This window comes from Streptomyces sp. NPDC056600 (assembly GCF_042792855.1).
GTDB lineage: Bacteria > Actinomycetota > Actinomycetes > Streptomycetales > Streptomycetaceae > Streptomyces.
The window spans coordinates 1-13541 of the sequence record NZ_JBHTVQ010000052.1; the positions used below are offsets into that span (position 1 = coordinate 1).

General features: G+C 73.2%; 8 protein-coding genes and 1 pseudogene. 4 read left to right on the plus strand and 5 right to left on the minus strand.

Annotated features, from left to right (window positions below):
• The first annotated feature begins 133 nt into the window (after positions 1–133).
• Complete coding sequence (locus ACFRAV_RS23555; RefSeq protein ID WP_382558240.1) at positions 134–2482, plus strand: Tex family protein; 2349 nt, start codon at positions 134–136, stop codon at positions 2480–2482.
• A gap of 256 nt (positions 2483–2738) precedes the next feature.
• On the opposite strand, the gene ACFRAV_RS23560 is transcribed toward ACFRAV_RS23555, so the two are convergent.
• The gene (locus ACFRAV_RS23560) at positions 2739–3776 is read right to left on the minus strand and encodes an oxidoreductase (RefSeq protein WP_382558241.1); all 1038 of its coding nucleotides are present in this window, start codon (positions 3774–3776) and stop codon (positions 2739–2741) included.
• Between the two features lie 66 nt (positions 3777–3842).
• Between ACFRAV_RS23560 and ACFRAV_RS23565 the strand changes: the two genes are divergently transcribed.
• Positions 3843–4796 carry an FAD-dependent oxidoreductase gene (locus ACFRAV_RS23565; RefSeq protein WP_382558242.1) on the plus strand — a complete coding sequence of 318 codons (954 nt, stop codon included), beginning with the start codon at positions 3843–3845 and terminating at the stop codon, positions 4794–4796.
• A 117-nt stretch (positions 4797–4913) separates the two neighbouring features.
• On the opposite strand, the gene ACFRAV_RS23570 is transcribed toward ACFRAV_RS23565, so the two are convergent.
• On the minus strand, positions 4914–5924 hold the full coding sequence (locus ACFRAV_RS23570) for an ArsR/SmtB family transcription factor (RefSeq protein ID WP_382558243.1): 1011 nt from the start codon (positions 5922–5924) through the stop codon (positions 4914–4916).
• 190 nt (positions 5925–6114) lie between these two features.
• Between ACFRAV_RS23570 and ACFRAV_RS23575 the strand changes: the two genes are divergently transcribed.
• Complete coding sequence (locus ACFRAV_RS23575) at positions 6115–7077, plus strand: hypothetical protein (RefSeq protein ID WP_382558244.1); 963 nt, start codon at positions 6115–6117, stop codon at positions 7075–7077.
• A 74-nt stretch (positions 7078–7151) separates the two neighbouring features.
• On the opposite strand, the gene ACFRAV_RS23580 is transcribed toward ACFRAV_RS23575, so the two are convergent.
• Positions 7152–8888 (minus strand): BCCT family transporter, encoded by a 1737-nt coding sequence (locus tag ACFRAV_RS23580; protein ID WP_382558245.1) that lies wholly within the window; start codon positions 8886–8888, stop codon positions 7152–7154.
• Between the two features lie 138 nt (positions 8889–9026).
• The gene (locus ACFRAV_RS23585; RefSeq protein ID WP_382558246.1) at positions 9027–10514 is read right to left on the minus strand and encodes an amino acid permease; all 1488 of its coding nucleotides are present in this window, start codon (positions 10512–10514) and stop codon (positions 9027–9029) included.
• Positions 10515–10706: 192 nt separating this feature from the next.
• Between ACFRAV_RS23585 and ACFRAV_RS23590 the strand changes: the two are divergent.
• Positions 10707–11330: pseudogene (locus ACFRAV_RS23590) on the plus strand (MerR family transcriptional regulator); the annotation flags it as partial.
• Positions 11331–11338: 8 nt separating this feature from the next.
• Here the strand turns inward: ACFRAV_RS23590 and ACFRAV_RS23595 are convergent.
• Positions 11339–13513, minus strand: coding sequence for a 3-hydroxyacyl-CoA dehydrogenase NAD-binding domain-containing protein (locus ACFRAV_RS23595; RefSeq protein ID WP_382558247.1), 2175 nt, complete (start codon positions 13511–13513; stop codon positions 11339–11341).
• Positions 13514–13541: the final 28 nt, after the last annotated feature.

The following is a 13541-nucleotide window of genomic DNA, read 5'->3' on the forward strand; positions in this document are numbered from 1 at the left end:
GCCCCCGCGGCCGGGCCTTCGCGCGTCCGCACACGCCCTGAGCTCCGTCGCCCGCACGCCCTGACCGCCCTCGCCCGCGCGACCTGCCAGAATTGCCGCGCAACCTCGAGGCTTCAGAAGGCGGTACGGGATCGTGACGACACCCCTGGCAGCGTCCATCGAAGGCAGGATCGCCGAGGAACTCGGCGTACGGGAGCGGCAGGTCCAGGCCGCGGTGGATCTCCTGGACGGCGGGTCGACGGTGCCGTTCGTCGCCCGCTACCGCAAGGAGGCGACCGACGGGCTGGACGACGCCCAGCTGCGCACCCTGGAGGAGCGGCTGCGGTACCTGCGGGAGCTGGAGGAGCGCCGCACCGCCGTCCTGGAGTCGGTGCGCGAGCAGGGCAAGCTCACCGAGGAGCTGGAGGCCCGCATCCGGGAGGCCGAGACCAAGGCCCGCCTGGAGGACATCTACCTGCCGTTCAAGCCGAAGCGGCGGACCAAGGCGCAGATCGCCCGCGAGGCGGGACTGGAGCCGCTGGCCGAAGGGCTGCTCGCCGATCCGTCGGTGGAGCCGCTCGCCGCCGCGGCCGCGTTCGTCGACGCGGACAAGGGCGTCGCCGATCCGCAGGCCGCGCTGGACGGCGCCCGGGCGATCCTCACTGAGCGGTTCTCCGAGGACGCCGACCTGATCGGCGAGCTGCGCGAGCGGATGTGGACGCGGGGCCGGCTGGTCTCGAAGGTGCGGGAGGGCAAGGAGGAGGCCGGGGCGAAGTTCTCCGACTACTTCGACTTCGCCGAGCCGTTCGCCGAGCTGCCCTCGCACCGGGTGCTGGCGCTGCTGCGCGGCGAGAAGGAGGAGGTCCTCGACCTCGTCCTGGAGCCCGAGGAGCCGGTGGAGGGCCCCTCGTCCTTCGAGGGGATCGTCGCCCACCGCTTCGGCGTCGCCGACCGCGGCCGCCCGGGCGACAAATGGCTGAAGGACACCGTGCGCTGGGCCTGGCGGACCCGGATCCTGGTGCACCTGGGCATCGACCTGCGGCTGCGGCTGCGCACCGGCGCCGAGGACGAGGCGGTGCGGGTGTTCGCCGCCAACCTGCGCGACCTGCTGCTGGCCGCGCCGGCCGGCACCCGCGCCACGCTCGGCCTGGACCCGGGGTTCCGCACCGGCGTCAAGGTGGCCGTGGTGGACTCCACGGGCAAGGTCGTCGCCACCGACGTGGTCCACCCGCACGTGCCCGCCAACCGGTGGGACGAGGCGATCGCCAAGCTGGCCCGGCTGGCGAAGCAGCACGCCGTGGAGCTCGTCGCCATCGGCAACGGCACGGCGTCCCGGGAGACCGACAAGCTCGCCGGCGACCTGATCGCCCGGCACCCGGAGCTGAACCTGACCAAGGTGATGGTCTCGGAGGCGGGCGCCTCGGTGTACTCCGCCTCCGCCTTCGCCTCGCAGGAGCTGCCGGAGATGGACGTGTCGCTGCGCGGCGCGGTCTCCATCGCGCGGCGGCTGCAGGACCCGCTGGCCGAGCTGGTGAAGATCGACCCCCGGTCGATCGGCGTCGGCCAGTACCAGCACGACCTGTCCGAGGTGAAGCTGTCCCGTTCGCTGGACGCGGTGGTCGAGGACTGCGTGAACGGCGTCGGCGTGGACGTCAACACGGCCTCCACCCCGCTGCTCGCCCGGGTCTCGGGCATCTCCTCCTCGCTCGCGGAGAACATCGTCCGCCACCGTGACGAGAACGGGCCGTTCCGTTCGCGCTCGGAGCTGAAGAAGGTCGCGCGGCTCGGACCCAAGGCGTACGAGCAGTGCGCGGGCTTCCTGCGGATCCGCGGCGACGACCCGCTGGACGCCTCCAGCGTCCACCCGGAGGCGTACCCGGTGGTGCGCCGGATGGTGAAGACGACGGGGCAGGAGGTGGCCTCGCTGGTCGGCAACACCTCGGTGCTGCGCTCGCTGCGCCCCGAGCAGTTCGTGGACGACATCTTCGGTCTGCCGACGGTGACCGACATCCTGAAGGAGCTGGAGAAGCCCGGGCGCGACCCGCGGCCCGCCTTCCGCACCGCCAGCTTCAAGGACGGCGTCGAGAAGATCTCCGACCTGGAGCCGGGGATGATCCTGGAGGGCGTGGTCACCAACGTGGCCGCCTTCGGCGCCTTCGTCGACGTCGGCGTGCACCAGGACGGCCTGGTGCACGTCTCGGCGATGTCCCGCACCTTCGTCAAGGACCCGAGGGACGTGGTGAAGCCGGGTGACATCGTCCGGGTGAAGGTGCTGGACGTCGACATCCCGCGCAAGCGGATCTCGCTGACGCTGCGTCTGGAGGACGAGAAGACCGCGGAGCGTCCGGCTCGCGGCGAGCGGCAGCAGCAGCGCGGCGGGCAGCGTCCGCCGCAGCAGCGCCGGCCGAAGGAGGGCCGGGGCGGCGGCGGGGACGGCCGCCGCGCCCAGCCGCCCGCCGACAGCGCGATGGCGGACGCCCTGCGCCGGGCGGGCCTGCTCTGACCCCTGCCGTCGGGTGACCCCCGCCGGGAGGGGGCGACTGGGCGGGGCGGCTCACGCGCCGGGCGCCGGTACGGCCGGCGGCTCCCCCGCCGGCCGCCGGACGAGGGCGAGGGACGGTGCGACCTCGGCACCTCTGGTCGGGAGGCCCGGGCCGGGGCGGCTCCCGCGTCGGCCGCCGGGTCACGGGCCGGTTCGGGCGGCGGGGCCGGGGCGGAGCGTCCCCGGCCCCGGTGTCAGTGCGGGACGGCCGCGACCGTCAGTGCGGGACGGCCGCGACGCGGACCTCGCCCGAGGTGCGGGCGACCAGGAAGGCGTCGCCCCGTACCGCGCCGGGGTCCAGCGGGAGCCGGTGGCTGCCACGGGACAGCACGTTGTCGAAGGCGATGTGCTCGTGGGTGCGGCGGAGCCGGTCCATGCGGTAGACGGTGAGGCCCACGCGGCAGTCGGAGCTGACCTCGACCACCGCCTCGCGCTCGGTCGCCCGCAGCGCGGCGAGCCGGCGACGGTCCTCCGGGCGCCGGTCCAGCGCCTCCTCGGTCTGCGCCACCAGCAGCGGGATCACCGGGGCGAGGCCGTCGACGTACGCCACCTCGGCCCCCGCCCGCCGGAACGCGGCACGCACCTCGCGCCGCCGCTCCTCCCCCACCGCGCGTCCGAACGCCACCACCCCGTAGGCACGCAGTTCCTCCGGCGGCACCTCGGCCGGGTCGTCGCCGATGTCGGCCCCTATGCCGATGGAACGCAGGGCGGCGGCGAGCTTGTTGAGCACGGCGGCCCGCGCGCCGATCAGCAGCACCCGGCGGCCCTGCGCCTCGGTGCCGCGGGCGGACTCCAGGAGGTTGGTGAGGGCCTCGCGGTACTGCGCCCCGCGGAAGCGGAAGGGGCCGAGACCGTGGTAGCCGTTGAGCCGCAGGTCGGGGTGGTCGTCGCTCTGCCAGGCGAAGTCGCGCCACACGTAGTCCTCGCCGTCCCGCTCGATGACCGCCGTGACCGCCCCGCAGGCGAGGTCGGCGCACTCGGGGCAGCCGTAGACGAGGTACCGCCCGCCGGGCAGCGGGGCCGGCGCCTCCAGCAGCAGCGCGCGCACCTGCTCGGCGAAGATGACCGGCGGCACGTCGGCGGCGAGCGGGGAGACCGCGTCCAGGTCCGCGAGGCGGAAGAGCAGCGGACGCCCGTCGACGACGAAGTCGGTGAAGTCCCGGTGGGTGACGTGCGCCCCGTCGGCGAGGACCGCGCCCGCGCGGGTCGCGGGGGCGAGGGCGAAGGACGCGTGCGTCGCGTGCTCGGCAGCCATGGTCCGAGTATTCCCACAGTGCGGGCGCCCTGTTCCCGGTCCCCGGCATTCCGTTACGGTCCGCGGATGGAACGGGATCGACACGGTGAAGTGATCGTCGTCGGCGGCGGCGTCATCGGCCTGACCACGGCCGTGGTGCTGGCGGAGAGCGGCCGTCGGGTGAGGCTGTGGGACCGGGGCTCCGCGCTGCCGGCCGCCTCGGAGGTGGCGGGCGGCCTGTGGTGGCCGTACCGGATCGAGCCCGAGGAGCGGGTCGGCGACTGGTCGCTGGTCTCCTACGAGGTGTACGCCGCGCTGGCCGCCCGGCCGGAGGAGACCGGGGTGCGCATGGTGGCGGGTGTCCACGGCGGCGCCTTCCTCGGCGAGCTCGGCCCCTGGGCCGCGCGGGTTCCCGGGCTGCGGGAGGCGACGCCGGGGGAATGTCCTGGTGGCGGGCTGTGGGCGCGGGTGCCGCTGATCGACATGCGGGTCCATCTGCCCTGGCTGCGGGAACGTTTCCGCACGGCGGGCGGGATGGTGGAGCGGCGCGAGGCGCGCTCGCTGGACGAGCCGGCCGCCGAGGCGCCGGTGGTGGTGAACGCGACCGGGCTCGGGGCGCGGGAGCTGGTGCCGGACGGCTCGGTCCATCCCGTCCGGGGGCAGCTGGTGGTCGTGGAGAACCCGGGGGTGGACACCTGGCTGACCTCGGTCGCCGACGACCGGGAGGGCTCCACGTACTTCCTGCCGCAGCCCGGGCGGCTGCTGCTCGGGGGCACGGCGGAGGTGGGCGACTGGTCCACCGAGCCGGATCCGGCGACCGCCGAGGCGATCGTGGCGCGGTGCGCGGCGGTGCGGCCGGAGATAGCGGGGGCGCGGGTGCTGGAGCACCGGGTCGGGCTGCGGCCCGCGCGGCCGTCGGTGCGCCTGGAGCGGGAGACCCGCGCCGGGGGGCGTGTGCTGGTGCACAACTACGGCCACGGCGGCGCCGGCGTCACCGTCGCCTGGGGCTGCGCCCACGAGGCGGCGACCCTGGCGGGGTGACGGCGCGGTTCCGGGACCGGCTGCCGCCCGCGGACCTCGCGACTCCCCGCGCCGGTTCCGGCGCCGGGAAGTCGGCCCGGGTGGCGGCGTGGTCGGGCAGGCGGGCAGCGGGCGGGGTCAGCCCTCCAGCAGGGCGTGTCCGAGGGGCGTGAGGCTGTGCAGGACCGCCGTCCCGGTGCGGACGGTGTCGACCAGCCCCGCCGCCCGCAGGACCGCCGCGTGCCCGCTGGCCGCCGCGAGGGAGACGCAGGCGCGCTCGGCGAGCGCCGTGGTGGTGGCCGGGGAGCGCAGCAGGCCGAGCACGTGGGCCCGGGTGCGGCCGAGCAGTGCCGCGAGCGCCTCCGGCCGGCCGTCGTCGGCGGCGCCGTCGGCCCCGTCGTGCAGGGGATAGACCAGGACGGTCGACGCCTCGGGGCGGTACATCACCATCGGTCCGGTCGTGAACCACGACGGCAGGAGCAGCAGCCCTCGTCCGCAGAGGGGAACGTCGTACGTCGACGGCGAGGGCAGGTGCAGCGTCGGCGGCTGCCACCGCCAGGTCGTGCCCAGCGTCGTGAGCAGGGCGTCGACACCGCCACGGAGCACCATCTCCGACCGCAGCGCGCGGTCGGCGAGGGTGTCGCGGCGGATCCGCGGCCAGAGCGGTTCGACGTGCGTCTCGAAGTAGCGGCGGGTGTCCTCGCGCAGGGCGCGGGTCGCGGCCGACGGGCCCTGCGCGAGCTGGCGCGCCCAGCGGCCGGGGCGGGCCGGACCGCCGTGCCGGCCGAAGGCGTCCGGCACACCGAGGTCGAGTGCCAGCCGCTCCGGGGGCGTCGACGCGGCCGCGTCCAGGCCCTCCGCGAAGTCGTGCGCCGCGGGCTGGAGCAGGAAGTCGGGGAGGAACCCGTCCTCGGCGACCAGTTCCGCGAGCACACCGGCCCGGGCGGCGGCGCCCGGACGCAGGGACCGGTGCCACTCCCGGGCGGCGGACCGCGGGCGGTGCGCGGGCACGGCCCCTCGGCCCATGCCTCCCCGGGCCCCGAGGCGCAGGCTCAGCCGGACGCTCAGGGCGGTTTCGGACAGGGCGTTGGCCGCCGGAGCCAGCGTGATCCGGCGCAGGTCGTCGGCGGTGAAGTGAAGGCGGATCATGCCGGCCGATTATCCGCCCGGCGGAGCCTTTCACCCAGGGGTGAAAGGCAGTGTGTTCCGCGCGCGAAGCCCGCACGCTCCTTCCGACCGGCTCCTTCCCGCCGCCGGCCCTGGTCCCGCCGCTCGCCCGCCACTTGGCGCCGGGCCGATGCCCCGTTCCCACCGCCACATCCCCCCGGAGGTCACGCCGATGCGCCGCGTTCCCGCCCGAACAGCCTGCCTCGCAGCCGCGCTCCTGCTCGCGACCCTCGCCGGCGCGCCCGCCCCGGCCGTCGCACGGGACCTGCCGGACACCTACGTCGTCTCCCGGGAGGACGGTGTCCTGCCCGAGGGGATCACCGTCACACCGAACGGCACGATGTTCGTCTCGTCCGACGGCCTGGGCACCCTGTACCGGGGCCGTGTAGGCGACCCGGACCTGAAGCCGTTCCCGGCGCGCGGACTGGAGGAACGCTCCAGCACCCTGGGCGTCCACACCGACCGGCGCGGCCGTGTCCTGTCGGTCGGGGGCGCGACGTTGACGGTCCACGACCGTCACGGACGGCTCCTCGCCGGCCGTACGGCACAGGCGGGACCGCTCGGCGCCCCCCGCCTCAACGACCTGGCCGTGACGAAGGACGCGGTGTACGTGACCGACTGGGACAACCCCGTCATCCACCGTGCGGAGCTCCGGGGCTCCACACTGGGCCCCCTCGAACCCTGGCTGGACATCCGCTCCGCGTTCCCGCGGTTCCCGGCCCGCTACTGGCTCCTGAACGGCATCGTGGCCGACGAGTCGGGCAGCACGCTCCTCGTGGCCTCGAACGGCACCGAGGCCGTGTGGCGCGTCGACACCGACGACAAGGAGGTCACCCCGCTCGACCTCGGGGACCAGTCCTTCGGCGCCGACGGCATGGTGCTGCGCGGCCGGACGCTCTACGCCGTGCTCAACTACGGCGCCCCGCACGGCGTCTACATCGCCCGCCTCGACGCCGAGTTGCGGACGGGCACGGTGACCCACCGCCTCACCGACGGGGAGCTCGACCTGCCCACCACGCTCGCGGTGCACGGCTGCCGTCTCTACGTGGTCAACAGCCAGAACGACGAGCCGCCGGGCCGTCCCCCGTACACCGTGACCGCCCTCGCCGACCCCACCTGCGGCGACACCCCTTGATCCTGGATCCTCGGTGACGACCGAACGGCCCGGGCCCCGCACATCTCCGCCGGGGTCCGGGCCGTGGGGCAGCGTCAGATCGGGGAGTCGTCGGCCATCGTGGAGCCCGAGGCGGGGCCGTTGCCCTGGGCGGGTCGCACCTGCAGCTCGAAGTCGCCGTCGAACTTCCGGTAGCCGGTGACCACCGCGTCCTCCAGCGCCTCGCTGGCCGCCTCCTCCCGCAGCATCAGCGGGTCGCGCCGCAGGTCCCGCATCAGCGCCCAGCAGATCCCGATCATCACCAGTACGAAGGGCGCCGCGGCGAGGATGGTCAGGTTCTGCAGCCCGGTGAGCGCGTCCCCCTTGCCGCTGCCGACCAGCAGCATGATCGCGGCCACCGCGCCGGTGACCACGCCCCAGAAGACCACCAGCGGCTTCTGCGGCTCCAGCGCGCCGCGCTGCGACAGCGTGCCCATCACGATCGAGGCGGCGTCCGCGCCGGAGACGAAGAAGATCGCGACCAGGATCATCACCAGCAGCGAGGTGGCCGTGGCGATCGGGTATTCCCGCAGCACCGCGAAGAGCCGCCCCTCGACCGTGGACGCGTCGCCGAGCATGTCGCGCGCCTGCAGCTGCATGGCCGAGCCGCCGAAGATGGCGAACCAGATCAGGCTGACCGTGCTGGGGACCAGGATGACGCCGCCGATGAACTGGCGGATGGTGCGGCCGCGGCTGATGCGGGCGATGAACATGCCGACGAAGGGCGTCCAGGAGATCCACCACGCCCAGTAGAAGACCGTCCAGCTGGACAGCCACTCGTCGACGGTCGCTCCCCCGCTGATCTCGGTGCGCCCGGCCAGCTCCGGCAGGTCGCCCAGGTAGGCGAAGAGCGAGGTGGGCACCAGGTCGAGGATCACGATGGTGGGGCCGGCCACGAAGACGAAGACGGCGAGCACCAGCGCCAGGACCATGTTGGTGTTGGAGAGCCACTGGATGCCGCGTTCGACGCCGGAGACGGCGGAGAGGACGAAGGCCGCGGTCAGCACGGCGATGATGGCCACGAGCAGCCCGGTCCCGGCCTTCTCCAGCCAGCCGACCTCCTGCATGCCGGAGCCGATCTGCAGGGTGCCGAGGCCGAGCGAGGCGGCGGAGCCGAACACCGTGGCGACGATGGCCAGGATGTCGATGACCCGGCCGACGGCCCCCTCGGCGTGCCGGCGTCCGATGAGCGGGGTGAAGACGGAGCTGATGGTCTGCCGGCGCTTCTTGCGGAAGGTGCTGTAGGCGATGCCGAGGCCCACCACCGCGTAGATGGCCCAGGGGTGCAGGGTCCAGTGGAAGAGGGTGGTCGCCATGGCGGTCGACATGCGCTCGCCGACGCTGCCGGGCCGGGTGCCGGGCGGGGCGTCGACGAAGTGGGCCAGCGGTTCGCTGACGCCCCAGAACATCAGGCCGATTCCCATGCCGGCGCTGAACATCATGGCGATCCAGGAGACCGTGCGGAACTCCGGCTTCTCGTGCTCCGAGCCCAGGTGGATGCGGCCGTAGCGGCTGATCGCCAGCCAGAGGGCGAAGATCACGAAGCAGGAGGCGGCCAGCACGAAGGCCCAGCCGCAGTTGTGGATCAGCTCGCCGAGAAGCGTCCCGGAGACGTCCTCCAGCGAGTCCGTGCCGAACGCGCCCCACAGGACGAAGGAGAGGGTCAGCGCCGCGGTCACCCCGAAGACCACCCAGTCGGTGCCCTGGTGCTGAGGACCGGGCAGGCCGGCCTCGGTGCCGGGCAGGGAGCCCTTGTGGTGGTGTTGCGAGGGGTCGGGAACGTCTTGCGACACTGCGGCACCTTTCGCCGAGCGGATCTTGGTCTGGTTCCGCTACGCAGCTACCACCTATCCCGCGTTTCTCACCTGCGTAATCCTGGTGTCGCTCCCCGTGTGCGGCCGGGCGGGCGTCCCGGCCGCACACGGCGCGGGTCAGCCCCGCTCCGGGGCCGACCCCCCGGCGTCCTCCGGGTGGGTGACGCGACGGCGGACGGCGAACCAGCCGGCCACCAGCGCGGCGGCGACGACCGGGATCAGCAGCAGCGTCCTGCGCCCGACCTCGGGGTCGCCCCACATCAGGGCCAGCACGGCGAGCAGGAAGGCGATGGTGACGATCTCCGTCACCGGACTGCCCCACAGCCGGAAGGCGGGCCGGGTCAGCAGTCCGGCCCTGGCCCGGCGGACGAACACCAGGTGGCAGACCATGATGATCACCCAGGTGCTGATGATGCCCAACGAGGCCACGTTGAGCACGATCTCGAAGGCCTGCCCCGGCATCAGGAAGTTGAGGCCCACGCCCAGCACGCAGACCGCACCGGTGAGCAGGATGCCTCCGTAGGGCACCTGGTTGCGGTTCATCACGCCGGTGAACCGCGGCGCGGAGCCGGCCGCCGCCATGGAGCGCAGGATGCGGCCGGTGGAGTACAGGCCCGAGTTCAGCGAGGACATCGCGGCGGTCAGCACGACCAGGTTCATCACGTCGCCGGCCGCGGGGACGCCGATGCGGGAGAGCACGGTCACGAACGGGCTCTCGTCGCCCGAGTAGGCCGAGCCGGGCAGCAGCAGCGCGAGCAGCACCACGGAGCCGACGTAGAAGAGGCCGACCCGCCACATGATCGAGTTCACCGCGCGCGGGACGACCTTGCGGGGCTCCGCGGTCTCGCCGGCCGCCGTCCCGACCAGTTCCAGGGAGGCGTAGGCGAAGACCACGCCCTGCATCACCAGGACGACGGGCAGGACGCCGTGCGGGAGCAGTCCGCCGTTGTCGGTGATCACCGACAGGCCCGGGGTGGTGCCGCCGACGTCGTGTCCGGCGACCAGCAGGAAGATGCCCACCAGCATGAACACGACCAGGGTCGCGACCTTGACGATGGCGAACCAGAACTCCATCTCGCCGAAGTACTTCACCGAGATCAGGTTGGCGGTGAGCACGACCGCGAGCGCGGCCAGGGCGAGCACCCACTGCGGGATGTCGGAGAACAGGCTCCAGTAGTGCGTGTAGAGGGCCACCGCGGTGATGTCGGCGATACCGGTCGTGGACCAGTTGACGAAGTACATCCAGCCCGCGACGTAGGCGCCCTTCTCGCCGAGGAACTCCCGGGCGTAGGAGACGAAGGAGCCCGAGGAGGGGCGGTAGACGACGAGTTCGCCGAGCGCCCGCACGACGAAGAAGGCGAAGACGCCGCAGACCAGGTAGGCCAGGGCGAGGGCGGGGCCCGCGCTCGCCAGGCGGCCGCCGGCGCCGAGGAAGAGACCGGTGCCGATCGCCCCGCCGATGGCGATCATGTTGATGTGCCGGGCCTTGAGGTCCTTGCTGTAACCGGCGTCCCCGGCGTCCCCGGGGGGTTCCGCATCCGGGCGGGTGGCCGCCGGGCCGTCGAGGGGCTTCGTGACCGTGGCGGTCGCGACGTCCTTGCTCACGCGTGTTCCACTCTGTTGCTCCCCGGTGCGCTGGTGGCGCGGGGGTCGGACGGTACACGGCCCGCCACCGGCGCTTTTGGCGTCCTACGGGTGCGGGCCGGGAGTGAATGTCTCATTCCGCATGACGATGCGCAGTGGCGGAGTTCACACCGTGTCTTTCGCAGTGGTGGTGAGACAGCAATACTGTTGCGCATGAGGACCGACACCCAGGGGCCCACGCTCACGGTCGACGAGCTGGCCGCGCGCGCCGGCGTGACGGTCCGGACCGTGCGCTTCTACAGCACGCGCGGGCTGCTGCCGCCGCCCGAGATCGGCCCCCGGCGGGTCGGCAGGTACGGTCCGGAGCATCTGGCGCGCCTGGCGCTGATCGAGGAGTTGCAGCGGCAGGGCATGACGCTGGCCGGCATCGAACGTCACCTGCGCGGACTGCCGGACGACGTGACCGCCCATGACCTGGCCCTGGAGCGGGCCGTGGTGGCCTCCTGGGCCCCGGAGAACTCCGAGACGCTGGACCGCGCGGGCCTGGAGCGCCTGGCCGGGCGCCCGCTGGACGACCAGGACCTCGAACGGCTGGCCGAGCTGGACGTGGTGGACCGCCAGGGCGAGGACGCCTTCCGGGTGGACACCGGTCTGCTGCGCCTGTGCGTGGAGGTGCTGGACATGCCGTTCGCCCAGGAGACGCTGCTGGAGGCGCGCGCGGTGCTCACCGAGCACTCCCGGTCCGCCGCCCAGGCGTTGTCCGGGCTGTTGCGCGAGGCGTCGGCCGAGCGGGACGCCGAGTCGGTGCGGTCGCTGTCGGCGCACATGCAGCCGCTGCACGGGGGTCAGCGGGCGTCGGTGAAGACCTCGCCCTTCTCCGCCTTCTCGATCAGCAGCGCGGGGGGCTGGAACCGGTCGCCGTACTTCTCCGCCAGCTCGCGGGCCCGGGCCACGAAGCCCGGCAGGCCGCCCGGGTAGCCGTTGACGTACTGGAGCACGCCGCCGGTCCAGGCCGGGAAGCCGATGCCCATGATGGAGCCGATGTTGGCGTCGGCCACCGAGGTGAGGACGCCCTCCTCGATCAGCTTCACGGTGTCCAGGGCCTCGGAGAACAGCATGCGCTCCTGCATGTCCTCGAACGGGATGCGGTGGCCCGGCTCGGTGAAGTGCTCGCGCAGGCCCGGCCACAGGCCGGCCCGCTTGCCGTCCACGTAGTCGTAGAAGCCGGCGCCGCCGCTGCGGCCGGTGCGGCCGAACTCGTCGACCATCCGGTCCACCACGGCCTCGGCCGGGTGGGAGACCCAGGTGCCGCCGGCCGCCTCGACCGCCTCCCTGGTCTCCTTGCGGATCTTGCGCGGCAGGGTGAGGGTCAGCTCGTCCATCAGGTTGAGCACCTTGGCGGGGTAGCCGGCCTGCGCGGCCGCCTGCTCCACGGAGGCGGGCTCGATGCCCTCGCCGACCATGGCTACGCCCTCGTTGATGAAGTGGCCGATGACGCGGGAGGTGAAGAAGCCGCGCGAGTCGTTGACCACGATCGGCGTCTTGCGGATCTGGCGGACCAGGTCGAAGGCCCGGGCGAGGGCCTCGTCGCCGGTGCGGGCGCCCTTGATGATCTCCACCAGCGGCATCTTGTCGACCGGGGAGAAGAAGTGCAGGCCGATGAAGTCGGCCTGGCGCTCGACGCCCTCGGCGAGCTCGGTGATGGGCAGGGTGGAGGTGTTGGAGCACAGCAGCGCGTCGGGGGCGACGACGTCCTGGATCTCCTGGAACACCTTGTGCTTGAGCCCGGTGTCCTCGAAGACCGCCTCGATCACCGCGTCGCAGCCGGCCAGGTCCTGGACGTCGGCGGTCGGGGTGATGCGGGCCAGCAGGGCGTCCGCCTTCTCCTGGGTGGTGCGGCCGCGGGAGACGGCCTTGGCGCACAGCGTCTCGGAGTAGGCCTTGCCCTTGGCGGCGGCCTCGGCGGAGACGTCCTTGAGGACGACCTCGATGCCGGCCATGGCACAGGAGTAGGCGATGCCGGCGCCCATCATGCCCGCGCCGAGCACGGCGACCTTGGTGACCTTGCGCGGCTCGATCCCCTGGGGGCGGTTGGCGCCGGAGTTGACGGCCTGAAGGTCGAAGAAGAACGCCTGCGTCATGTTCTTGGCGGTCTGTCCCGCGGCGAGCTCCGCGAAGTAGCGGGACTCGATCACCTGGGCGGTCTCGAAGTCGACCTGGGAGCCCTCGATCGCCGCGGCCAGGATGGCGCGCGGGGCCGGGTAGGGGGCGCCGTTGGTCTGCTTGCGCAGGTTGGCCGCGAAGGCCGGCAGGTTGGCGGCGAACTTCGGGTTCGACGGGGAGCCGCCGGGGATGCGGTAGCCCGGCAGGTCCCAGGGCTGGGCGGACTCGGCGTGGGCGTCGATGAAGGCGCGGGCCCGGGCGGTCATCTCCTCCGGGGTGTCCACCACCTCGTCGACCAGGCCGTTGTCCAGGGCGCGGCGCGGGCTGTACTGGGTGCCCTGGAGCAGCACCTTGAGCAGGGCGTCGGTGATGCCGAGCTTGCGGACGGTGCGCACGACGCCGCCGCCGCCCGGCAGCAGGCCCAGGGTCACCTCGGGCAGGCCGATCTTGGAGCCGGGCGCGTCGAGGGCGACCCGGTGGTGGCAGGTGAGGGCGATCTCGTAGCCGCCGCCGAGGGCGGCGCCGTTGATCGCGGCGACGACCGGCTTGCCGAGGGTCTCGATGCGGCGCAGGTCGCGCTTCATCTCCAGGCCGCCCTCGAAGAGGTCGCGGGCGGTCTCCGGGGTGACCTTGATGAGCTCGCGCAGGTCGCCGCCGGCGAAGAAGGTCTTCTTGGCGGAGGTGACGACGACGCCGCGGATCGAGTCCTTCTCGGCCTCGAGGCGGTCGGCGACGGCGTGCAGCGCCTCGCGGAACGCCTGGTTCATGGTGTTGGCGGACTGGCCGGGGGCGTCCAGGACGAGCGTGACGACGCCGGTCTCGTCCTTCTCCCAGCGGATGGCGGTGCTGTCGGTCATGACGGGGGTCTCTCCGTTGGATTCGTGA

Bases quoted from the DNA above. Each gene is read 5' to 3' on its own strand.
- ACFRAV_RS23560 (WP_382558241.1), bottom strand. From the start codon at position 3,776: ATGGCTGCCGAGCACGCGACGCACGCGTCCTTCGCCCTCGCCCCCGCG.
- ACFRAV_RS23565 (WP_382558242.1), top strand. From the start codon at position 3,843: ATGGAACGGGATCGACACGGTGAAGTGATCGTCGTCGGCGGCGGCGTC.
- ACFRAV_RS23570 (WP_382558243.1), bottom strand. From the start codon at position 5,924: ATGATCCGCCTTCACTTCACCGCCGACGACCTGCGCCGGATCACGCTG.
- ACFRAV_RS23575 (WP_382558244.1), top strand. From the start codon at position 6,115: ATGCGCCGCGTTCCCGCCCGAACAGCCTGCCTCGCAGCCGCGCTCCTG.
- ACFRAV_RS23595 (WP_382558247.1), bottom strand. From the start codon at position 13,513: ATGACCGACAGCACCGCCATCCGCTGGGAGAAGGACGAGACCGGCGTC.